The sequence below is a fragment of the Halorubrum sp. SD41 genome, assembly GCF_058630335.1.
The window spans coordinates 42,225-63,271 of record NZ_JBZVGZ010000010.1 but is presented as its reverse complement, the minus strand read 5'-3'; the positions used below and the strand labels follow the sequence as shown (position 1 = coordinate 63,271).

20 protein-coding genes and 1 tRNA gene are annotated in these 21,047 nt (G+C 58.6%); 10 read left to right on the top strand and 11 right to left on the bottom strand.

Annotated features, from left to right (window positions below; genetic code table 11):
• Positions 1-232 precede the first annotated feature (232 nt).
• Positions 233-568, bottom strand: a complete 336-nt coding sequence (locus tag AC4NMM_RS06235; RefSeq protein WP_491923850.1) for a GNAT family N-acetyltransferase — start codon at positions 566-568, stop codon at positions 233-235.
• Positions 569-3,182: 2,614 nt separating this feature from the next.
• On the opposite strand from AC4NMM_RS06235, the gene AC4NMM_RS06230 reads away from it, so the two are divergent.
• Positions 3,183-3,896: a hypothetical protein gene (locus AC4NMM_RS06230; RefSeq protein ID WP_491923849.1), complete on the top strand. Its 714-nt coding sequence runs from the start codon at positions 3,183-3,185 to the stop codon at positions 3,894-3,896.
• A 109-nt stretch (positions 3,897-4,005) separates the two neighbouring features.
• Here the strand turns inward: AC4NMM_RS06230 and AC4NMM_RS06225 are convergent, their stop codons facing one another.
• Positions 4,006-5,712 carry a hypothetical protein gene (locus AC4NMM_RS06225; protein ID WP_491923848.1) on the bottom strand — a complete coding sequence of 569 codons (1,707 nt, stop codon included), beginning with the start codon at positions 5,710-5,712 and terminating at the stop codon, positions 4,006-4,008.
• A gap of 206 nt (positions 5,713-5,918) precedes the next feature.
• Between AC4NMM_RS06225 and AC4NMM_RS06220 the strand changes: the two genes are divergently transcribed.
• Entirely contained in the window at positions 5,919-6,524 is a 606-nt protein-coding gene (locus tag AC4NMM_RS06220) for an SHOCT domain-containing protein (protein WP_491923847.1), read from the top strand.
• Here the strand turns inward: AC4NMM_RS06220 and AC4NMM_RS06215 are convergent.
• Both AC4NMM_RS06215 and AC4NMM_RS06210 read right to left on the bottom strand, forming a co-directional pair.
• Positions 6,521-6,946, bottom strand: coding sequence for a hypothetical protein (locus AC4NMM_RS06215; protein WP_491923846.1), 426 nt, complete (start codon positions 6,944-6,946; stop codon positions 6,521-6,523). The two genes, AC4NMM_RS06220 and AC4NMM_RS06215, sit on opposite strands and share 4 nt — an antisense overlap.
• The gene (locus AC4NMM_RS06210) at positions 6,943-7,257 is read right to left on the bottom strand and encodes a hypothetical protein (RefSeq protein WP_491923845.1); all 315 of its coding nucleotides are present in this window, start codon (positions 7,255-7,257) and stop codon (positions 6,943-6,945) included. The genes AC4NMM_RS06215 and AC4NMM_RS06210 overlap by 4 nt, the downstream gene beginning before the upstream one ends.
• A 137-nt stretch (positions 7,258-7,394) precedes the next feature.
• Here AC4NMM_RS06210 and AC4NMM_RS06205 point away from each other — a divergent pair, with 137 nt between their 5' ends.
• Positions 7,395-7,862 (top strand): hypothetical protein, encoded by a 468-nt coding sequence (locus tag AC4NMM_RS06205; RefSeq protein ID WP_491923844.1) that lies wholly within the window; start codon positions 7,395-7,397, stop codon positions 7,860-7,862.
• 257 nt (positions 7,863-8,119) lie between these two features.
• Here the strand turns inward: AC4NMM_RS06205 and AC4NMM_RS06200 are convergent.
• Positions 8,120-8,194: transfer RNA gene (locus AC4NMM_RS06200), tRNA-Val, on the bottom strand.
• A gap of 83 nt (positions 8,195-8,277) precedes the next feature.
• Here AC4NMM_RS06200 and AC4NMM_RS06195 point away from each other — a divergent pair.
• Positions 8,278-8,805 (top strand): hypothetical protein, encoded by a 528-nt coding sequence (locus tag AC4NMM_RS06195; protein WP_096395875.1) that lies wholly within the window; start codon positions 8,278-8,280, stop codon positions 8,803-8,805.
• Positions 8,806-8,821: 16 nt separating this feature from the next.
• Here the strand turns inward: AC4NMM_RS06195 and AC4NMM_RS06190 are convergent, their stop codons facing one another.
• Together AC4NMM_RS06190 and AC4NMM_RS06185 are read right to left on the bottom strand one after the other, a co-directional pair.
• Positions 8,822-9,094, bottom strand: a complete 273-nt coding sequence (locus AC4NMM_RS06190) for a DUF7553 family protein (protein ID WP_096395873.1) — start codon at positions 9,092-9,094, stop codon at positions 8,822-8,824.
• 72 nt (positions 9,095-9,166) lie between these two features.
• Positions 9,167-10,123 carry an alpha/beta fold hydrolase gene (locus AC4NMM_RS06185; RefSeq protein ID WP_096395871.1) on the bottom strand — a complete coding sequence of 319 codons (957 nt, stop codon included), beginning with the start codon at positions 10,121-10,123 and terminating at the stop codon, positions 9,167-9,169.
• 156 nt (positions 10,124-10,279) lie between these two features.
• Between AC4NMM_RS06185 and AC4NMM_RS06180 the strand changes: the two genes are divergently transcribed.
• Together AC4NMM_RS06180 and AC4NMM_RS06175 are read left to right on the top strand one after the other, a co-directional pair.
• A complete protein-coding gene (locus AC4NMM_RS06180) occupies positions 10,280-11,848 on the top strand; it encodes a sulfatase family protein (protein ID WP_491923843.1) in 1,569 nt (522 codons plus the stop codon).
• On the top strand, positions 11,848-12,270 hold the full coding sequence (locus AC4NMM_RS06175) for a GtrA family protein (protein WP_096395867.1): 423 nt from the start codon (positions 11,848-11,850) through the stop codon (positions 12,268-12,270). Before AC4NMM_RS06180 ends, AC4NMM_RS06175 begins: the two co-directional genes overlap by 1 nt.
• 24 nt (positions 12,271-12,294) lie before the next feature.
• On the opposite strand, the gene AC4NMM_RS06170 is transcribed toward AC4NMM_RS06175, so the two are convergent.
• On the bottom strand, positions 12,295-12,996 hold the full coding sequence (locus tag AC4NMM_RS06170; RefSeq protein WP_096395865.1) for a TVP38/TMEM64 family protein: 702 nt from the start codon (positions 12,994-12,996) through the stop codon (positions 12,295-12,297).
• A gap of 105 nt (positions 12,997-13,101) precedes the next feature.
• Complete coding sequence (locus AC4NMM_RS06165; protein ID WP_491923842.1) at positions 13,102-13,869, bottom strand: DUF429 domain-containing protein; 768 nt, start codon at positions 13,867-13,869, stop codon at positions 13,102-13,104.
• A gap of 218 nt (positions 13,870-14,087) precedes the next feature.
• On the opposite strand from AC4NMM_RS06165, the gene AC4NMM_RS06160 reads away from it, so the two are divergent.
• Positions 14,088-18,164, top strand: a complete 4,077-nt coding sequence (locus AC4NMM_RS06160) for a pentapeptide repeat-containing protein (RefSeq protein ID WP_491923841.1) — start codon at positions 14,088-14,090, stop codon at positions 18,162-18,164.
• Positions 18,165-18,300: 136 nt separating this feature from the next.
• On the opposite strand, the gene AC4NMM_RS06155 is transcribed toward AC4NMM_RS06160, so the two are convergent.
• Entirely contained in the window at positions 18,301-19,374 is a 1,074-nt protein-coding gene (locus AC4NMM_RS06155; protein ID WP_491923840.1) for a tyrosine-type recombinase/integrase, read from the bottom strand.
• The gene (locus AC4NMM_RS06150) at positions 19,371-19,535 is read right to left on the bottom strand and encodes a hypothetical protein (RefSeq protein WP_491923839.1); all 165 of its coding nucleotides are present in this window, start codon (positions 19,533-19,535) and stop codon (positions 19,371-19,373) included. Before AC4NMM_RS06150 ends, AC4NMM_RS06155 begins: the two co-directional genes overlap by 4 nt.
• Before the next feature lie 98 nt (positions 19,536-19,633).
• Here AC4NMM_RS06150 and AC4NMM_RS06145 point away from each other — a divergent pair, with 98 nt between their 5' ends.
• Genes AC4NMM_RS06145 through AC4NMM_RS06135 form a run of 3 tightly spaced genes read left to right on the top strand, consistent with a single transcriptional unit; the run spans position 19,634 to position 21,038 of the window.
• A complete protein-coding gene (locus AC4NMM_RS06145) occupies positions 19,634-19,945 on the top strand; it encodes a MarR family transcriptional regulator (protein ID WP_491923838.1) in 312 nt (103 codons plus the stop codon).
• Between the two features lie 3 nt (positions 19,946-19,948).
• Positions 19,949-20,239, top strand: a complete 291-nt coding sequence (locus AC4NMM_RS06140) for a hypothetical protein (protein WP_491923837.1) — start codon at positions 19,949-19,951, stop codon at positions 20,237-20,239.
• 31 nt (positions 20,240-20,270) lie between these two features.
• Entirely contained in the window at positions 20,271-21,038 is a 768-nt protein-coding gene (locus tag AC4NMM_RS06135) for a hypothetical protein (protein WP_491923836.1), read from the top strand.
• Positions 21,039-21,047: the final 9 nt, after the last annotated feature.

Sequence of the window (21,047 nt, the reverse complement as noted above, 5' to 3'; positions counted from 1 at the left end):
CAATCGACTTCCGAGATCGACTCGATGGTCCGTACCGTCGAGAGGATCATCGCCCAGAATGAAGCTGTTCTGAGCCAGTACGATGACGAATACACTCCTGCTTCAGAAGTAACAGTATCTCGATGACGAATACACTCCTGCTTCAGAAGTAACAGTATCTGCTAATTCCGGCTCGCATGTGACCGATCCAGAGTCGGTAGACCTGTTCGAATGAGGTGAGTACGGTGCGACCTCAGATTTCTTTCACCCATCCGATCTCATCGGTTCGTTCCTCGAACCCTTCCGTCTCAAGGATGTGTTCCATCGCAGGATGGGACACGTTGTTCGTCTTGATTTCAGAGGCTCCCTCTAATCGACTCCGACGAATGAACGCATTGAGGGCAGCTCGTGCTACCCCATTGCCTTGGTAATGTGGTTCCACGACGAAATTTTCTATCTGGCCTGGAACTCCCTCAATAGCTCCAAGGCGATCTCCACCAAATTGAATGTTGTATCCAATTACGTTCTCAGTGAATATTATATCGCTCTGATCGACGTCATCGAGTTCAGGAGCATCTGGGTCCAGCATTACCAGATAGTAGTATTCCCAGAAGTATAATCTTGTTTATATAATGAATTAAAGACCGTTCTTTGTCTTTGGAACGCCAGTTTGGGAGGACTCTTTCTGGAAGATCAATCCTTGGAGGTGACGTAGTACCAGCTGTATCTCAACGTCAAAATTGAACTGGAATAATCGCTCCGTGCGCAGTCTCCACTCCTTCTGTTGAGCTTTACACAGATCCTTTGTCTACAAACGAGATTGGTCTACTTGCGATAAACCTCCCCACACTGATTGACATCCTCTAATAACTCTCGGCTGCTCCACAAATCGTCCTCAAGTAGTTCTTAATTCGCTGTCAGCCACTAAGTTGACTTCATATTGGACTCCTTTGAGTGCCCGCTACCGCCGCAAGTTCTCACCGCTTATTCCAGCCTTCAATTAGAGCGGACAAGTTCCTCCGCCTCAAAGGATTCCTTCTTGCGATTGAATCTTGTAAATGATTTCTCCCAAACCCCTACATCATTAGTAGTGTGATAGGGTTTATATAGGGGGTGTGGTGCTATTGGTCTCCCGATGACTGAGGGAGAGCATAGTCAGGGGCGAAAGACGAGTTACGTTGTACGACTGAGTTATCAGCTACAAATCGAGAGGTTTCTTCATCCACCTTTGTCGGAGGAGTACCTTGGGTGAGCTTCGAGTAGATACTCTGTAGTCGTGACTTCGTAATCGGATCGAAAGCTTCGATCAGTTCGGTCTCCATGCGTACATACTGGCTATCGTTGTTCGCGTCTCCGCGGGCCGGGTGATACACCTTCTCGCTATCATACCGATCTCGGGCATCCTCGTTAACTACCACAGCACAAAGACAGAAGGCGACTGCTTCGGTTCGTTGTCCAAAGCGTTGACCATCGATTTCGAATATGCGATCTACAACCACTTGGGTATGGTACTCAGACAACCCGAGTTGGGACGCTATTCCCTGTGTCGTTTTTAGTTTGAGCTGGCGGTCATAATCCCCACCAATATCATCTATATCGTCTCGGTTCTTCCAGTGATTGTCTCGATTATGCTTATCCAGCTTCGCGTACCGCTGTCTCTGCCTATATGAGAGCTGGCGAGGGTCGTACACCTTCCCCTCTGAATCGTAGGCGATCTCGGTTCGATTACCCTCTTCCAAAGACTGCTTCCGAGCTTGTGCCTCCTGAGCTTCTGTTGGCGGTCTTTCCTCAGGAGGAACCCACTTTGAGGGAGCAGTAGGAACGGTGTTTGAATCAGACTCTGAGCCTGCGGCTGGAGTAGTTGATACAGACATAGTAATTGAAACAGCTACAAAATCTACCCGTCGGCAAGGGTAGATATATCAGAAAACTGCCTTCACCAAATAGAGGTGCTGTAGATACTTAGTACTGCCCATTCATGCTTTAGGACCTGTATTAGGCAGAATTTATAATGTAGACTAACTCCGAGATATGAAGATTTAACAGATAATATACTATTCAAACACCGCTTGATTTCATGTGGAAGTAGCAGTGGCAAACGAGCAGTACTACCGGCCGTTGGGAGACCTCCCATACGCCCGATTCCTGGCAATTCATTGATCCCAGAAATTAGCCGTTCAAGCAACCCTTATTTTCTGACCTCAAACCGAAAATCTCTGAGAGACGGTCACTTATTAACGCGCTCAGAAGATCGACGAATGTTCCAACTTAACTTAATTTATCTGGCACAAGTAGCATATTATAAGAAATATTAAATGACTGTCTCAGCAGTTTTGTGCCCCGAGGCTCTCAGACGACTCAGGAGCGGTTTTTAAACCAAGATGACCATAACCATTCAGACCACGGGGGTATCTAACTGTGGGCCTGTCAGGTACCGGAGAATCGCTCTGAAGTACAGGTCACTTCTCACTATCAGACTCGTGGTTGCGAGCTACACCTGACAGGATATGACCGGGCCTATCTACGAAGTATATATTAGTATATTCTAATTCCAAATTATAACGCATTGAGTCGGAGATATAGTGGCTATAATTTGTCCTATTATTAGTGTACAGTAGTATGAATCGTATATTACAACGCATTGAGGGGCTTAGTAGTGCTGTAGCTGTTGCTGTAGTGGTAGCTGTTGTTGTGCGGTAGATGTTGCTGTAGTGGTAGCTGTAGCTGTAGTATGCGTGTGTGGGCGGGCGCTGCTGTTGTTGTGCCGCAGCGCGCGAGGCAGAGCGTCGTGCTGTAATTACAATTACACCCTCAGTAGGCTGTGTGACATAGCTACGAACTGTATTCCGACTCAAAGGGACGAGATCAGAGGCGATTGTATGCTACCGATTCACGTGAAACACATACCCACTCATCTGCCAGCCGCGAACGAAGAACACTATAGTCGTTATCCACCAAACCATCAGAATTATTTATATTATAACGATCTGGTAGTTAACTACTATTACAGAGAGATCGGCAACTAACATAGAAGAGAATAGTGCCCACTCAATGTGGTACTACTCCGCGAGCTACTGTTGTGTTTTAGAACTATATGCTGCTCGTCCAGAGAGCCAGTAAGAATCAATGACTTAAGATGGGCTCGTTAATTCTTTAGTAAATTATTTGATAGGTATTAAGTGGGTGAAGTACCTATCAATGGTATGCTCTTTGGCTTGGATCAATCCGCTGATTACTATGTATATTACCGCGATACAGAGGATGAACGTGCTAACCACGTCGTAACTGATGGCCGGTCCATCTGTTCTCATTCGGTTGACGTCCCCGAAGACAGTTCATTGACGCCATTCGATGGAATCTCGAACGAAGAGTGGTCATCACTGCTCAACTCCAATTCCGACCTCTGTACCTCGTGTCGGAAGTTCGCAGTACGGGGAGAGATTGTCCCCGAACAGTTCGTAGAAGATGAACAGGAAAAGGACCAGATCCCAGATGATGAGGTCCGCCCACCAGTCGAAGGCTTTCATCTCTATTATGGAAAAGGGACTGCTCTCAATCCTAATCCCCGTGATCATATTGTAGATGGCGGAGAAGCACTATGCGATTACGGGGTTAACGTATCGACAGCAGATTCTCTCAAACCAGTCGAGAATATCTCTGCGGGTGAGTGGTCGGTACTCCTTGGTAGCAGCTCAAACCTCTGTGGAGACTGTCGAAAGGCAGCAGAGTGGGAGGGGATTTTTCCCGAGGAACTTGTCGAGGAGCCGGAATATGAGTGTCCGCATTGTGAGGAACCCGTTCTGGAGGTCAAACTGAGCCATGTCGCATATATTCATCACGGCTCGAAAGCTCCTGGACGAGGTACTGTCCACAAAGCCCCTCGTGAACACTACGAGGAGTGGCGTCGTAATCAGTAATTCGCCGCGAATTACGGCAGAGAATAGTGCCGACTCAATGCGGTACTACTCCGCGAACGATCTTTCCGAAGTATCACGTATATTCTAAGTACGTCAGAGTTCGGAAATACTACACCACGCGCCCGTATCGCGTGAATTCATCAAGCCGCTCGTTCGACCAGTGATACGCGTTCCCGCGGCCGCCGCGACGATGAGTGACGTATCCCTCTTCGTCGAGTTCCTTCATCAGCTCGCCTACTTGTCGATCTCCGACTGACGTCTCCTCCGCGATCTCGCCGTTCTTCCACTCACCATCGGGCCACTTCTCCGAGTCACGGATCGCGTTCACAACTTCGACCATCCCTTTGGACCAAGTGTTGATCTCCAAGCGTTCGTCAGCTTCCACCCACCAAGGCAAGCGCGAAGTGTGAACATATACTGTCGCACCTTTCTCCCCATCACTTGGAGTCCGGCCGAAGCGCATGATTGCCTGTAGAACTTCCTTCTCGACGACGTCTCCGAAGAGTGCGTTCCCGTAGCCTCCGAAGTCGAGATTCATTCCCTTAGTAACGCGACCGTCTTCGTCCTTTTTGCGTGAAATTGCCTCTCCGTCAATCGCTCCCCAGCGGACCACGGCCTCCCCCTCCGGAGGATGAGGACTACCGATGATTACACCAAGACGTGTTTCTGCGAACTTGTTACTCCCTTTGAGGTTCCCGTAGTGTTCCGCAACCTCAATGTGCTGTTGTACGTCAGTCGATTCGTACCGTTCCTTCGCTTGCTTTGAGGTGATGACAGCTGGCCGAGAGCCCTCCTTCTCGTGGATACTCTCTAAGAGTGCGCCGTCAGAGTCGACGTTGACGTGAGATCCACTCTGATACGGCTTTGCTCCAGCGTCTGTCTGTTTGATTTCGAGTTCAAGGACTTCTTGGAGGTATGTTCGTTTCTCTTCATCCGAGTCTAACACTTCCTCATGTTCTATCCAGTCACCTCCAAGGGCCATTCGCCACTTCGCGATAGTCGGTGTTCCATCCAGAGCAACGACACTCTCTGCGGCGTAGAACGGCGGAGGAATCAGAACAGTCCACTCGTCCTCAGGACTTCTGACTGCCACTCGGCCGGAACCAAGTTCGGCATACTCCCACTCGTTCTCTAAGAGTTCGAACTCGATAGCGGCGTGGGTTAGAAGCGGAGCATGGGCGTGGAAGTTGGGACTCTGCTGGAGGACGACTCGTGTATCCCGGTGGGAATAGAATCCTAAGTCTTCCTTCCACTCGGAGACAACTTGCTCGTGTTCTTCGTTATCATGCCGACGATGGAGGTCTTTCCAGTTCTTGAATGGAAGAGCATCCTCACTTTTCAGGTAGTTACTCACCGCTCTTGTTGCGTCATTATGAGTCGGCTCAAAGAAGTAAGAGTCACCAGGGAACTCGTCAATCGCGACATAGCGGTCTTCAAGATAGTCTCTATTGTGAGCTTGGAGGTAGTGGCCGATCAGTACGTCGTAGTCTTCAGAATTGAACTCCCGCTTCTCCATATACCGACAGGGGCCGTCAAGCTGACACGGGAGATCTCTGCCAAAGTACCGTTGTGCTTCTCGGTGGATTTCTGCTCCCGAAATACCGGACTCATACAGCTCATTGACTCTCGCCTCAATGGGATGGTCCTCTCCGATGGTTTCGCACTCATGCTGAAACGCCGGTAGTACGAGGTAATCTAATCCTTGTTCCTCACACCACTTCTCGTACTGTCCGTACAACTCTCGTCGGGAGGTGAAGATCGTCAGCGGATTACCCGTACTCTTAGCCCACTTGACGGCGTGGTAGCTCTTTCCCATCGCAGGGAGAGCTTCGACGAGGGTGGCTCCATCTTGACGGAATGCTTGATGGATCGACTCACTTAGGCGATTACGAACATCTTCTATCGTTAGCGTTTGGGCAAAGCTTGGAAAGGCGATACCTTCTTTCGAGTCACCCTATATTTAAAATACAATTTCTTCTCTACCACCAATACTTTATTTGTCATCACAGACAATAGCGATTCATGGGATTCTTCGACATACAAGATGATGAAGATATTATCTTGGAAAATGCAGATCTGGACTGCGAACCTCAGAATGAATACGTCTCAAAAACGGAGGTGAAAAAGCTGGATGAATATCTTGATCCTGGGGAGAAAGTATATTTCTTGGCAAGAGATAGAGGTGGTCAATTAAAAATAGACGGTGACATACAGAGCGAAGCGACAGCTATTTTGACTGCCGCAACCGGACAGCGCGTGATTTTTAAAACAGGAAAGATAGTTGGCGCGTCACAAACCTCAATCGATTATAAGGATATCTCTTCTGTTGAGGTCAGTTTTGGAATGCTTGCGAAGCGGATCAACTTGGAAACAGATTCTCAGGTATTTGGTATTGGGGTTGGTCAACTCGGAAAAGACGAGGTACAAGACATGGCACAGTTCATCCGCGAGAAGATGAGAGAATCAAACGGAACTGATAATCCTACAACCGAGCAAACAGTTGGTAGCAGTGAAAATGAAGAGGATCCCTTGGACAAGCTTGAGCGTCTTGGTGAACTCCGAGATGACGGTATTATTACCGAAGAAGAGTTTCAAGAAAAGAAGCAATCTCTTTTAGACCAGATTTAGATCATCAGCAGAATTACGAGCAACAATACTAATCCTATGATAGCTACGAGAGCACGGTTGGAAATTGGGAGTTCCGGACCACCAGTACCACCGGTAAGTTCGTCTGGGAGTGGTCCACGATAGAATTCGTTATTACGTGAGTAATTATGAACACTCTCCGCACAATCATAACAGAGAACGTGACCAGTAACTGCTGGTGGGCTTCTGTCTGATTGATTCCCAGCAAATTCCACTTCTACATCCCAATTGCCCTTACGCTCCTCTGAAATTGATACTTCCCCACCACCAACCAACACCGCTAATCCTGGTTTTACTAACTCATCTTCTGGAATGTTACTACCTAATCCAACCTCAGATCCACAGAAACGACACTCTTCAACACCGTAGTTAATCGACTCTGTGACAGCAGTTTCACGAGTCATTGGTCTGTATCAATACTGTAGACTGAGGATGCGCAGGCTGGACAGAGATATGATTCTTCAACATTGGACCGGCTTTCGAGGCCAAATATCTTCACGATGGTCTTTGGGATACGATGATTCTTTCCTGAGACCATCGGGCTTGTTGTGTCAACCGTCATATTTTCGCCTCCTGTGATAACAATGGGTACGCCTTCTGGGAGGCCATCTATATTTTCCATATCATTGTCAATGAAAACCTCATCATCACAGTTCGAACAGGTTGCTGACTCATATTCGACTGACTTTGAGATATGTGTCTCTCGGGTCGACATATGATTCAGATTGAGTCTTGTAGTATATGATATTTGTGCTACACCATACCAGGATCAGTTAGAGGATATACTCATATTTCACCACCTGGTTCCTAACGATCACACCATTTATATCAACCTACTAATTTCAAATAAATATGAGTACCCAGCAGTTAGACACCGTCGTCCGCGTTACTGTCCGAGACACAGAAAGCAAGCATGACACTGGGTGGAACGACGAATACACCTTGATTGACCGGCCAAACCGCTCAGTGGTTGTATTCCGGTCATTCGAGAAACCGAATACCGGTCCCAACACAACGATGTTCCGTAATGAGAACGTCCCGACCGGAAACATCCCTGGTCGAATCGCTGATGTCTTCGACATATACGTTGATGGTAACGCGCTCGGTTTACCTACCACTGGCAATCTGACACAGGATTTCCAACGTGAGGACGCCACTATCACCGTCGAGAGGAGCGGTACTACCTACAGTTTTGATATCTTCAACCGGAACTATGCCGAGATAAATATCAATGGCACCCGCGACACCACCTCCAACGTCCCCCCAGCCGTGGAAAATGTGGTCGATGCTCACCTTCCCAATAACATCCAGTACCTCTGAATAGGACTGCTATTCCAATTGTTTTCTGAGTATTCCAACAAAACCAGATTGATAAGATCCAACTGCTGTCGTTCGCTGTACTCATTTCCGATAGCAGGCAGTTATTAGTGCCTGTGGGCACTACTTTTTGGTGAACCCCGCCACGTATGGCGGTTTGGGACAAAAGTAGCCGGTGACTTGGTGAATTGCTGAGGGGGTGGAAGGGTATAGCCTCCCCGTCATGCGGTTTGCTACTTCACGCGAACGAAGAGAGCGTATGGGTTGGGGCGGATTCGAACCGCCGACCTGCTCCGTGTGAAGGAGCCGTCATAACCTGGCTAGACCACCAACCCGCTCGTGTCGAGGTATCCGACCTCCGGACTTAAGAGTTACCTTCCGACGAATAGTTCATGCCGCACCCGCCCGGATCGCCCCCGTGACCCACGAACTCCGCTTCCTCGAACGCCTCCGTCAGGAGGTCGCGAGCCTCCTCCACGCGCCGCTGTCGCTCGTCGGCCTCTACGCCGAGCGCGAGACGCCCCGCGAGCAGTACGCGTTCACGCTTCACGAACCGTACCCGATCGTCGAGGCGCAGCTCCACCGGCTCGGATTCGTCCGCAACCTCGTCTCCTCGCTCAAGTACCGCGACTACGAGACGCCGCCGGAGACGACCGTCGCGAGCTGGGTCCGGTACCCCGAGGGCGCGCTCGCGAGCGACTACCAGCTCCACCTCGCGCTGTACTCCGGAACGGACCGCTCGACGACCGACGTGTACGCGCACTGGGAGCCGTCGTGGATCCGCCACCCGATCCGGCACTACCGCGCGACCGACGTCGACGCGCAGAAGGGCATCGAACGGGCGCGGTCGCTGTTCGAGGAAGCCGGCATCGAGTACGCGGTACTCCCCGCCGAGAAGCGAATCGGCGGCGACGAAGCCGCCGCACCGGGACCGCCGGTCCGATAAGGCGTTCGCGGCGTGACTACTCCGCAGCGGTGTCCTTGCCGCGGTACTCGGCGACGCGCTCCCGGGCGGACGCGACCGCCTCGCGCGCCTCGCCCTCTGCGCGCTCCTCCAGTTCCTTCAGGTCAGCCTGGAGCCTGTCCAGCCGCGAGGGCTCGGGCTCCTCGTCTTCGCGCCCGACGAGCTCCTTCACGCGGGCCTCGACGGGTTCTAGCTCCTCTTTTACGCCCGCCTTGGCGTGTTCCGCCGCTCGACCGAGGTAGTACCGCGCGTCTTCGAAGTGTTTGCTCATATCTGTCCTTTGGACGAGGGCAGATATAATCTTTGTGGCGGCTCGTCGGGGACAGTATTCGACCCCCCGACCTCACTCCCGCGCGCCCGGCGGCAGCGGGTCGGCGTGGTCCGCGATCGCCTCGGCGACGCGGTGCGGGTGTTCGTGAACGACCCAGTGGGTCGCGTCGTCGATCGCGAGCAGCCGACCGTCGACGCAGCGGTCGACGCTCTCGTTGGCCAGCCGGCGCGCGAGGAACCGGTCTTTGCCGCCCCAGATCACGAGCGTCGGGACCGAGACCTCCGTCGTCGGCGGTTCGGGACGGTCGCGGACGATCGCGCGGTACCAGTTCACCATCGCCTCGAACGCGCCGTCGCGGTCCCACGCCCGGCGGTACCGTCGCAGGTCCTCGTCGGTGAAGGTTCCGGGCGCGCTCGTGTCCCGCAGCGCGTTCGTCGCGAGCCGCCAGTTCCCGGCGCTCGCGACCGCTTCGGGGAGCTTGGGAAGCTGGAACGCGAGCATGTACCAGCTCTTGAGCCGCTGGTCCCACGAGGTGCGCAGCGCGCGCTCGAAGACGGTCGGGTGCGGGACGTTGACCGCGACCAGTTCCGAGACGCGGTCCTCGTGGGCGAGCGCGAGCCACCACGCCACCGCGGCGCCCCAGTCGTGGCCGGCGACGGCGGCCGTTTCGCGGTCGTAGGCGTCGATCAGCCCGACCACGTCGAGCGCGAGCTCGTCGATCCGGTAGTCGCGCACCGCCGACGGCTTCGCGGAGAGATTGTAGCCCCGCTGGTCGGGGACGACGACGCGGTAGCCCGCGTTCGCGAGCGGCGCGATCGCCTCGTGCCAGCCGTACCAGAACTCCGGGAAGCCGTGGAGCAGGACCAGGAGCTTCCCGTCCTCGGGGCCGGCCTCGACGACGTGGAGCGGCACCCCGTTCGTCGCTATCACGCGGGACCGCCCCGGAACCGACTCCGGGATCTCGTCGTCGGGGACCGGCCCCGGCAGCGTCGCCTCGTCGACCTGCCGGCCGGTGGGTGCGTTCTCCATACGGATCCCGTGCGTCGGCACCGACAAATAGGTACTCGCCCGGGATGTGGGGGATCGAAATCCTCAAGCGGCTAGCACCCCCCGATTCTGGTATATCCGCGTATCCCGGCGTTCGCCCGCAGTGACCGCGTTCTCCGGGGGTTCGCACCGTACCCCATGACATCCGACTTGTCGACATCTTCAGCCGCGGACGCGGACGCGTCGAACGACGACGCGACCGTCTCGAACGTCGTTCTCGTCACGGTGGACTCGCTGCGCGCGGACGCCGTCTCCCCGTACGACGACGAGCGGCGCTCGCCCGTCATCGACGGCCTCGCCAACGGCGGGACCGTGTTCGACCGCGCGTTCGCGACGGGCAACTGGACGCCCTTTTCGTTCCCGTCGATCCTCGCGTCGGAGCCCGTGTTCGCTCGGTCGGGCGACATCGGCGTCGACGAGTCGGTGACGCTCGCGGAGGTGCTCTCCGACGCCGGGATCGCGACCGGCGGGTTCAACGCCGCCAACGGCTTCCTCACCGACCACTGGGGGTACCCCGACGGGTTCGACGAGTTCGAGCCGTTCGTCACGAGCGTCGGCTCCAGCCGCTACAGCCGGTACCTCGCCGCCCACCCGACGGTCGAGGCGTGGATCCAGCTCGCGTCCTCCCCGATCCGCCGGCTCGGGTCGAGGCTCCGCGGCGAGAGCGACGACCGCCCGTTCCTCGACGCCTCGCGCATGTTCGACGTCGAGGACGCCGCGACCGGGTTCGTCGACGACACGGACGAGCCGTTCTTCCTGTGGGTCCACTACATGGACACCCACACCCCGTACGTCCCCGCGCCCCGGTACATCCGCGAGGTGTCGGACGGCATCGTCGGCACCCACCAGATGCTCCACGCGCACGCCCGGACGAGCCTCGGACTCGAAGTGGGCGAGCGGACCCTCCGCGAGCTCCGGACCCTGTATCAGGCGACGGTACGGCAGGTCGACGCCAGCATCGGCCGCCTGCTCGACAGTCTGGAGGACGCGGGCGTCGCCGACGACACCGCGGTGCTGCTCGCTGGCGACCACGGCGAGGAGTTCCAAGAGCACGGCCACCTCGCCCACTACCCGAAGCTGTACGACGAGCTGATCCACGTCCCGCTCGTGGCCGACGTCCCCGGGCTCGACGGCGGCCGCGTCGACGGCCACGTCGGGCTCGACGCCATTCCGCCCACGGTCGCCGACCTCCTCGGCGTCGACCCCGCCCCCGAGTGGCACGGCGAGTCGCTCGTGCCGGCGCTGGGCGGCGACGGCGCTCCGTCCGCGACTAGCGACGGTGGCGACGTCCGATCGGAAACCAGCGACGAGGCCGATGCCGACGGTCCGGACGTCCCCGACGATCCCGTCGTCTCGGTGACCGTCCGCGGCGAGGAGGTGACCCAGCAGCCGATCCCCCGGTCGCTGTCCGACGGCGACCTGTTCGTCAGCGCGCGGGACGACGACTGGACGTTCATCGAGAACGTCGACGCCGGCGAGCGGGAGCTGTACCACCGCCCCGCGGACCCGACCCAACGGGAGAACCTCGCGGTCGACCCCGACGAGGAGGCGCAGGCGGTGATCGACCGGCTCGCGCCGGTCGTCGACGCCCACGCGGAGCTGCTCCGCGAGCGCGGCGCCGCGGCCGAAGCGGCCGCGGCCGAGCGCGGCGAGGAGGAGGTCGACGAAGACCTCGAAGCTCGCCTCGAAGCGCTCGGGTATACGTAATGGTCCGCGCCCTGTTGCGCAACCTCGTGAGCGGACCGCTCGCGGTTCAAATGCGTCGGTTCGTGATCGTTGGCGCGTTCACCGCGGGGATACAGATGGGCTTGTTGTGGCTGTTCGACAACGTCGCCGGACTGAACTACCTCCTCGCCGCGACCATCGCAATCGAGATCACGATCGTCCTCTCGTACGTGCTCAACAACGCGTGGACGTTTCGGGCGAGTCAGAACACCGGTCTGTCCGAGTACCTCGGCGGACTGCTCAAGACGAACCTGGTTCGCGGGACCGCGTGGCCGATCCAGATCGGCGTGCTCTACGCGCTCGTCGAGTGGGGCGGGATGGGTGCGCTCGTCGCGAACGTGCCCGCGATCCTCGTCAGCGGGCTGTACCGTTTCGTCCTCGACTCGCAGTGGACGTGGAGCTGATCCGTTGCGCTCGTTTCGAGTCGCTCAGAACGGCAGCCGCGGCTCGACGCGCTCGACGAGGTCGCGGACCGCCTCCTGCTTGTAGTAGCCGACCGCGGACGCGGCCACGACGAGCGCGACGAGCGCCATCGCGGAGAGGAACCGCCCGCTCGCCAGTTCGCCGCCCGCGTACACCGTCAGCACGTACGCCGGGAGGCGGCCGACGGCGATGACGCCCATGAATGTGGGCAGCGACCACTTGGTGAGCCCGCTCAGGAAGCAGATGGCGTCGTCGGGGAGGCCGGGAATGATGACGAACGCGAACAGTCCGGGGACGCCGACGGTGTCCACGAACCCGTCGAACCGCTCGATCACGTCCTCGTGGATGACGTTCTCGACGAAGGAGCGACCGTACCGCTTCGACAGCGAGAAGGCCACCGCGCTGCCGATGAGCACGCCGGTGAGGCTGTACACCGTCCCCCATAGCGGGCCGAAGAGGAAGCCCGCGACGAGGGCGACGACCTGTCCCGGTATCGGGGCGACGACGACCTGGAGGGCCTGGATCCCGATGAACACGATGGGGGCGAAGATACCGAACTGGTCGAGCCACGTCCGGAGGGCCTCGGCGTCGGTGACAAAGCCCGCGTAGCGGCTCACGAGGACGTAGAACCCGACCGCGAGGACCGCGACGCCGACCGCGGCCGCGATCCCCCGCCGGCGGTCCGCCCGCGAGGAGAAGAGTTTCATTCGTGTCGTAGCGGGTGACAGAGGGCCTTGAACCTTACCAACGTCGGCATCGGATCGCGCTCGCTGCCCCGGGGGACGTCGGCGGGCTCCGATCCCGGCCGCGCCTCACGCCAGCGGCTCCGCGCTCCAGTACGCCATCCGCATCGGGATCCCCTCGCTGTCGCGGTAGTTGGCGTCCACCGGCAGGACTCGGAGTTCGTCTGCCGGGCGGGATGCGACGACTGCCAGCCCGAGCGCGTCGACCGCGTCGTCGACGGTCGGGTCCGCGGCGTCCGCGACGTCGGCCGGCGCCTCCGCGAGTTCTCGGCAGACCCGGCCTAACGCCTCCTCCGGGTCGTCGAAGTGGCCGTCAAGCGCGTCTAGCCGCTCGCCGACGCCCGGTGCCGTCGTCTTCGAGTGTTCTAGGGGTCGCCCGGCGAGACCGCGGAAGCACACCTCCGGGTGCGCCTCCAGCACCCGGTCGCGCGCCGCCTCGTCCTCGCGGAGGAACGCGTCGACCTCGCCGACCGCCGGCGCGATGTGGTACGACTGCCGGCTGAGCCCCTTGTCGAGATCTGCTCTGTTCCGCTCGTTGACCGTCTCGTAGTCCGCGCCTGCTACCGCCGCCCGGCACGCGGCCCGCGACGGGACGGGAAAGACGCTGCTCGGACGCTCGACGGCCGATCGCGCGGCCGAGTCGACCGCCTCGCGCTTCGCCAGCGTCTCCGGGTCGTCGGGGAGGCCGATCGGCACGTCGACCAGCATCCGGTCGACGCCGTCGTTCCACAGCGTTTCGAGGTCGGGTTCGAGGCGGGGCTCCGGTTCGTCGTCGAACACGACCGCGAGCCACGCGCCGCCCGCCCAGTCGACGCCCGCGACTGTTTCCGACTCCATTTCGTCTCAGTTCGCAGCGTAACGTAATAAATGGCCTCAGTTCGGGGTCGAAACGACAGGCGGACGATCTTACGAGACGGCCTCCCCGAGCCCAGGGTTCGAACGGCCTCGGCCGATCGCTCGATCGGGGTGGTTTTGGTCGATCGCTCGAATGGATTCCTTCGGCCGATCGCCGGCTCTCACCCACGCTTATATTTCTCGCCCTGAACGGGAGGCACATGCGCGATGACGCACCGCTCTCGGAGTGGGCGGAGACGGCCGTGAGCGATCAGGACGCGGTCGTCGAACACGTTCCGGAGGTGGTGGCGCTTCTCGACGACGACGACGCAACGGTTCGAAACGACGCGGTGACGGTCCTGAGCCGGGTGGCAAAGACGCGAGCGGACGCGGTTCTGGACGCCCTTCCGGCACTGATCGAACGGCTCGAAACCGACGATCAGAGCGTGATCAGACACAACAGCGCGCTTGCGCTCAGCCGGCTCGTAGAAGACCGCTCGGAGGAGTGTCGAGACGCGATCGAACCCCTCGTCAGCGGACTCACCGACGGCGACAGCGACGTCCGCGAGAAGTGCGGGACCGCCCTCGACAACTTCGGCCCCGACGCCGCAGACGACATTGGAGACGCAGCCGTGAGAGCGGTCGAAGACGCCGCCGCCGGGATTGACGCAGAGAATTCGACCGAGCGGAACGAAGCGACGCTGGCGCTCACCCGCCTCGCACTGAGGTACCCCGAGGAAGTCGCGACCCGCGGCGAATCGCTTTGTTCCCGGCTGGACGACGAGGACAACGTGGTTAGGTACCACGCCGCGCTGTGTCTGAACCGGATCGCCAACCAGCAACCGGACTTGGTGGTCGAGGCCGTCGAGCCGCTTGCGGACCGGCTCGACGATCCGGACCCGGACGTGCGCGAACTCGCGAGCGAAGCGCTGGCGTCCGTGTCCGAAGCCACTCCAGGGGCCGTGGCCGAAACGAGCGGAGTGCTCGCTGATGCGCTCGCCGACAGTAACGACGAGGTCCGTGCCCACGCAGTCGGCGCGTGTCGTGCGCTCGTGGCCGAGTACCCCGACGTGGTGCTGCCGGCGCAGTTCGAACTCGTCGACCTGCTCGCCGACGCTCGCGAGGAGACGCGGGCGGACGCAAAGAAGGCGCTCCACGGCTTGGCCGACGCGTACCCCGACGAGATCGGCGACGTGCTCGCGAGTACCTTCGACGAGGACGTCGACACGAGCAGCGTGGGCGCCGTCCACGGAGCGATAGAGGCGGTCGCCGAGGACGCCGAAGGAGCCAGCGCGACGGACTCGGAGCCGTCGGCAGGCGACGAGGTGGCCGACGAAGCGGGCGAGAAGCTCCGGGAGCTGGCGGCGGTGATGGAGACGGCCGGGGCGGAGACGCTGGCCACGTTCGACGACGACATGCTTCGGGAGTTCCTCACGTTGACGGACTCGATCGATCCCGACGCCGTCTCGGGCGTCGACGGCGACGACCTCGCGGAGATGCGCGAGACCGTTCAGACCGCGCTCGATATCGACGGGGGAGACGGCCGCGAGGCTTCCGGCCCGGCGACGGACGGCGAGGTCGGTGCGATCGAGACGGGCTGGGACGAAGACGCGCGTGTCGACCCCGCCGCTCGCCCGGACGACCGCTGTTCGTACGGACGCGACCTCGGAGAACACGCGCGGGAGCAGGACGACGACGTCTGGACCTGTCACCGGAGCCCGCGGGAAGGCGGCGAGTACTGTCTGTTCCACGCGCCGGTCGAAGATACCGACGACGAGGCCGTTCGGGACGAGTTCCTCGAAGCGATTCAACGGTCGGGGCGGGAATCCAACGAGTTCGTCGGCGCTCGATTCGGCGATCTGAACCTCTCGTTCGACATCGTAGACGGGCCAGACAACTACCCAATCGATCTCAGGTACGCCACCGTCGAGGGGTCGATCAACTGCCGGCGGGCGGAGTTCGGGCAACCGCTCTGGTTCGACGGGGGGAGGGTCGCCGGCGGGATGAACTGTAACGTGGTGACGTTCAAGACGTGGGCGTCGTTCGAAGGGACGACCATGGAACACGCGTGGTTCGGGAAGTCGGAGTTCCTCGACGGCGTCTCCTTCGACGACGCGACCATCCGCGAAGAGGCACTGTTCACCGGGGCGACGTTCACGGATCGCGGGGACTTCGAGGGAGCGCGGTTCGGCGCCCACGCGGAGTTCTCTCGGACGGTCTTCGACTCGGCGTCGTTCGAGCACGCACACGCCGCGGGGACGCTCGACCTCGGACACGTGGCCTGCGATCGCTCCCTCAGAATGGGAGGGATCGAGGCCGAAGACGACGTCAAAATCCGGGGCGGCCGGGTCAGGAATCTCAGACTGTCGGACGCCGACGTCGACGGTGACGTCTCCGCGTCGAAGCTGACCGTCGAGAAGACGATCCACGCCTCGGACGCGCGGGTCGGCGGAACGCTGTCGTTGTCGAGCGTTGAGGTCCGGCAAGACGTGCTCTGTCAGGACCTGACCGCGGGGGGCGTCGACTTCGACGCGGCCTCGGTCGCGAAGCGGTTCTCGTTCCAGCGGACGCGTGTCGCCGGAGACTGCGCGTTCAGTGGAGTCTCTTTCGGGGACGTGACGACGTTCCAGGGTGCCGAAATCGACGGCGATATGGACCTCTCGCTCGGGACGTTCGGAGAGTTGCTGACACTCCGGGAGGCTGAGATCGGCGGAGCGCTCAAGGCCAGTTCCGCGTCGGTCGGCGAACGGGCCGATTTCACTCGCCTCGATGTGGGCGGCGACTGCGACCTCTCCTCCGTCACGTTCGGCGGGGCGGTCACGTTCTTCGAAGGGACGATCGAGGGCGCGGTAGACATCTCGTCGAGTCGCTTCGGGGGACACCTGTCCCTCTCGATGACCGTCGAGGGAGAACTGGACGGCGACATCGCACGGTTCGAGGACGACGTCAGTATCGTCGACACGTCGGTCGGCGGTCCCGTGACGTTCGGCAACGCGACGTTCGGACGGGACGCGAACTTCCAGATGTGCGAACTGCGGGGCGCGTGTGCGTTCGACGATGCGGAGTTCTCCGAGGACGCGTCGTTCGCGCATACGGTCGTCGAGGGGCCGGCCTCCTTCGAGGCGATCACGGTCGACGGCGTGGCGAACTTCGACGGCGTGTACTTCGAGTCGGGGGCCGCGTTCTTCGGGTCGACGTTCGCCGATCTCACATGTCTGGGAACGCGGACCGGCGACGAGTCGGTCGTCGACATGCGGAACTGCGCGATCGCCGACGGGGCGATCGCGCTCCCGGACGACGGCGACATCGCCTACGACCTCGCGAACGCGGAGCTCGGCGCGGTCGAACTCTCCGATGGCCTCGGAGAGGCGAGCGACGTGGACCTCTTCGAGCACTTCCGGTTCGCGAACACCAGCTTCGACGGGTTCGACTTCGGGAACTACAAACAGGAACTCGCGGAGGCCAACTGGCAACTACACACCACGGTTGACGACGCGGAGTTCGTGAACCCCGGAAGACAGGACCTCATCGACGCGCTCGCCGTCGAAGACGAACTGGACGAGGCCGACGACGAGCTGGACGGGGAACTCTTCGACGAGGTCGATCACGTCGAGATGCTCCGAGAACAGACCGGACTGGACAGGGCAGTCATCGAAGAGATCGCCGACGCCGAAAATGCCTCGGAGATGCCGAGCAGCGAGACGCTGTACGAGATGACCGGCGACGAGGAGTTCCGCGAGACGACGACGGCCGCCGACCTCGAAAACACCTACCTGAAGGCCAAAAACGGCGCGGATCAGGTCGGCGACCGACACGTGGCCGCGCAGTTCTTCGTTCAGGAGATGAAGTACAGGCGGGCGAAAAACTACCAGTTCGTTCGAGACCCGGATCAGGACCTCGGTGTGCGGTTCGTCTCGGCGGGTAAGTGGCTCGGGAACTATCTGCTGCACCAGTCCTGCGGCTACGGAGAACGACTGTGGCGAGTCATCTACGCTTCGGTGGTCGTGGTCGTCGGATGGAGCTTCATGTACGCGACGCTCACGGAGGGGACGTCGGGAGACGCGGCGGGGCTGACCACCGAGGGACTCGACAGCCTCTCGCAGCTCGCGACGCCCGAGGGCATGGACATCATGGTGAAAAACCTCTACTTCAGCATCGTCACGTTCACCACTCTCGGGTACGGCGACATCCAGCCCGTCGGAACGCTGTCTCGGTTCCTCGCGGGCTTGGAGTCGTTCCTCGGCGCCCTTCTGGTCGCGCTCGTGGTGTTCGTCCTCGGTCGCCGCGTGTCGTGGTGACGCTCGAAGACACGGCACAAGGCCACGGATACCTATCAGTAAAGGGTGGAAAAAGTATATGCGGGAAGTGGGCCGGCACGACGGCGATTTAGGGCCGTGAGCAGCCATCTCGGGGGTTTCTATTCCTCGATTCATTCTATTGGGTGTTGAAATCAAGTTCATCGTTGAGGTCGAGCTTCTGGAGGTGTTCGCGACGGCTGTTCATCTGGTCGTGATAGCGAGACCACCGCTGGTTCTCGGTCGCCCAGTCGTAGTGATCGCGGATGGTCTGGACCGAGGCGTTGACGCGCTGCGCGACGACCTCGGGCGGAATCCCGGCGTTGAGCATCCACGTCACCGCACCCGTCCGAATCCGGTGCGGTGACCGGGACGACGGGCACTTGCTCGCGTGCTTGATTTCGGTGTAGTCGCAGCTGGTGCGCTCCTTTCCGTGCGGACAGTCCGAGTGGAGACAGGGGAGCGTCGCGACGTACGACCAAGTGCGGACCGTGTTCTCGGTCGGACGCCCGTACCGGCTCGCGAGGTAGGGCTGCCGATCGTGGTCGTCGTGAACGTCGTACCGCTTCCCGAGGAACTCCCGTAGGACGGTCGCGACCTCATTGGGGACCGCGACCGCGCGTTCCCCGTGTTGTTTGTTCTTGAGCGGGGTATCGGTCTCCGGGCGGTGATGGAACTCGACGTATCCCTCGTCGGGGTACACGTCGTGAACGTCGAGCGCGCGGAGACCTCCCTGCCGAGCGCCCGTATGCCAGGCGAGTTCGAGGAAGGTATGCTGCCGGGTTGCCCGGTGAACGTCCGAGTCCCGGTAGTAGTTCAGTAGCGAGAGCGCTGCCTCGGTCGACAGACTCTCCGAGTTCGCGCGGTCGGACGGGTCGAGGTCGGGAACCCGCACCGAGTCGGAGAGATCGTCGACGGCACCGATCTGTTCCAGGTACTCGGTGAACTTCTGGAGCGTCCACATCTCGCCTTCGAGGGTCGCCGGAGCGACCGCGCCGCTGCGCAGCTCGTAATACTCGTCGAGGTCGTACCCGCGGAGGTCGCCGACGCGCTCGACGCCGATCCCCTGACACCACTCGACGAAGAGCTTCAGTCGGTACTTCCACGATTTGACGCTGGCGTCCGTGGAGTCGGAGCGGCGGCGGCGGAGGTAGCGGGTGACTGCCTCACGAGGATGGAGGTCGCCGGGATCGCGCGAGCGGTCCCGGCTCACAGGTGACCCTCTGGTGTGTCGAGCAGCTCGTGATCAGGATGCTCGTCGGCGAAGTGGTCGAGGTAGGCCGCCACGAGCCGCGCGTACCGGGTGAACCCGTCGTCGGGGAGGGGATCGATGGAGGCTCCGCACTCGGAACACCTCGATAGGTTCTTTTCCATGTCTGAGAAGTGATTCAGACCGAGACAAAATATAGTTTGTCCTCGTAGCGAACGTTTCTCATCTTCGCTTATATAAAACTGCGGACGAGATAGCGCGTATGAGAAAGTCGGGAAAATGGATGGTTCTCCTCGACGAGCGAATACTGGAGTTATTCGCCGAGTCAGAGGACGAGTTCATGTCGCCGAGCGAGATCGCGGAGCATCCACGAGTTCCGTACAGCTCGCAGTACGTCGGGCAGCGGTGTCGAAAACTCGCGAAACACGGACTACTACTCTCAGTTGGGAACGGGATCTACAAAGTGACCGACGAGGGGCTATCGTATCTACAGGGAGAGTACAACGCAGCAGAGAATGGAAATGCGGAGGTATCGAGTGGTGGAGACGCAGGTGAGAGCTTAGACGAGGCTTAAGTCATGAAAGTACGGCGGATGGGCCGGTGGATGTATCCTGTTGATGAACGAATTCTTGAGCATTTATCTGAAGAATCCTGGGCATCACCTTCTACAATGGCAGCTGAGCCAGAGTTTCAACAACTCGGTACTGACGCAGAATATATTGACCAGCGATGTGGATGTCTAGTTGAGAGAGAACTAATAGTGCCGCTCATTCCGGACAGCAAAATGTATGAGGTAACTCGATGGGGACTGGCTTATCTACGGGGTGATCTTGACGCAGGTCATCTCAAGAAGTGGTCAATTAAATAATATTAGCCTGTAACAGTAAACGGTAGAAGAGATGGTTGCTGAACTAACCAGAGACATTCGGGATGAAATAGATGAACTTCAGGAAGAAGGTAAGGAGATATTATCGATTACACTTGACACAGTATCCTCATACGAGCGGAACGGTAACAAATGGAGTCCGACTGAGGAGGGAATTGAAAAAAGCAACAAGGTGTTAACTAGATATGAGGTCTGGTACAACCGTGCCTCCCCACTGGTATCTGAATATCTACCGGATAGGCATAGTGAATTTCAAGCCCGATACGAAAACGTAAGAAAATCTGTAGAGATGAATATTGAATTTATTAATTCGAATGAAATTTCTAACACAAGCGACCTATTATCGAAAGCTATGCGTTCACTCCAGTTTCAGATAGATCTTGTCGGATCAATTCCACCGAGAGTGGATGTTGAGGTCCTGAAAGCTAGAAAAGCAATCTCAAGAGGAATTATCTCCGAAGAAATGGAAACTGCGCGGAGATTACTGGAAAACGAGGATATCAGGGCTGCCGGCGTAGTCTGTGGTGTTGCTATTGAACGACAGTTAATTACAATGTGTGAAACCGCTGATCAAGATGTTGAATACGATCATATGGATGGCATTTCATCACTGGCTGATTCGTTAAAAAATTCAGGAGTTATTGATGACGATGATAAAAGATTGTTGGATTATCTGGGTGGAATTAGAAATAAATGCTCCCATGCGACAGATAATGATCCAGACTTGAGTGAAGTTGAACGAATGGTTAACCAGTCGAACGATTTCCTGTTTAATATCTGAATATCTCTG

What these genes read in the sequence shown, in the direction of transcription:
- AC4NMM_RS06235 (WP_491923850.1), bottom strand. Translation starts at nt 568, where the DNA reads ATGCTGGACCCAGATGCTCCTGAACTCGATGACGTCGATCAGAGCGAT.
- AC4NMM_RS06230 (WP_491923849.1), top strand. Translation starts at nt 3,183, where the DNA reads ATGCTCTTTGGCTTGGATCAATCCGCTGATTACTATGTATATTACCGC.
- AC4NMM_RS06225 (WP_491923848.1), bottom strand. Translation starts at nt 5,712, where the DNA reads ATGGGAAAGAGCTACCACGCCGTCAAGTGGGCTAAGAGTACGGGTAAT.
- AC4NMM_RS06220 (WP_491923847.1), top strand. Translation starts at nt 5,919, where the DNA reads ATGGGATTCTTCGACATACAAGATGATGAAGATATTATCTTGGAAAAT.
- AC4NMM_RS06215 (WP_491923846.1), bottom strand. Translation starts at nt 6,946, where the DNA reads ATGACTCGTGAAACTGCTGTCACAGAGTCGATTAACTACGGTGTTGAA.
- AC4NMM_RS06210 (WP_491923845.1), bottom strand. Translation starts at nt 7,257, where the DNA reads ATGTCGACCCGAGAGACACATATCTCAAAGTCAGTCGAATATGAGTCA.
- AC4NMM_RS06205 (WP_491923844.1), top strand. Translation starts at nt 7,395, where the DNA reads ATGAGTACCCAGCAGTTAGACACCGTCGTCCGCGTTACTGTCCGAGAC.
- AC4NMM_RS06190 (WP_096395873.1), bottom strand. Translation starts at nt 9,094, where the DNA reads ATGAGCAAACACTTCGAAGACGCGCGGTACTACCTCGGTCGAGCGGCG.
- AC4NMM_RS06185 (WP_096395871.1), bottom strand. Translation starts at nt 10,123, where the DNA reads ATGGAGAACGCACCCACCGGCCGGCAGGTCGACGAGGCGACGCTGCCG.
- AC4NMM_RS06180 (WP_491923843.1), top strand. Translation starts at nt 10,280, where the DNA reads ATGACATCCGACTTGTCGACATCTTCAGCCGCGGACGCGGACGCGTCG.
- AC4NMM_RS06175 (WP_096395867.1), top strand. Translation starts at nt 11,848, where the DNA reads ATGGTCCGCGCCCTGTTGCGCAACCTCGTGAGCGGACCGCTCGCGGTT.
- AC4NMM_RS06170 (WP_096395865.1), bottom strand. Translation starts at nt 12,996, where the DNA reads ATGAAACTCTTCTCCTCGCGGGCGGACCGCCGGCGGGGGATCGCGGCC.
- AC4NMM_RS06165 (WP_491923842.1), bottom strand. Translation starts at nt 13,869, where the DNA reads ATGGAGTCGGAAACAGTCGCGGGCGTCGACTGGGCGGGCGGCGCGTGG.
- AC4NMM_RS06160 (WP_491923841.1), top strand. Translation starts at nt 14,088, where the DNA reads ATGCGCGATGACGCACCGCTCTCGGAGTGGGCGGAGACGGCCGTGAGC.
- AC4NMM_RS06150 (WP_491923839.1), bottom strand. Translation starts at nt 19,535, where the DNA reads ATGGAAAAGAACCTATCGAGGTGTTCCGAGTGCGGAGCCTCCATCGAT.
- AC4NMM_RS06145 (WP_491923838.1), top strand. Translation starts at nt 19,634, where the DNA reads ATGAGAAAGTCGGGAAAATGGATGGTTCTCCTCGACGAGCGAATACTG.
- AC4NMM_RS06140 (WP_491923837.1), top strand. Translation starts at nt 19,949, where the DNA reads ATGAAAGTACGGCGGATGGGCCGGTGGATGTATCCTGTTGATGAACGA.
- AC4NMM_RS06135 (WP_491923836.1), top strand. Translation starts at nt 20,271, where the DNA reads ATGGTTGCTGAACTAACCAGAGACATTCGGGATGAAATAGATGAACTT.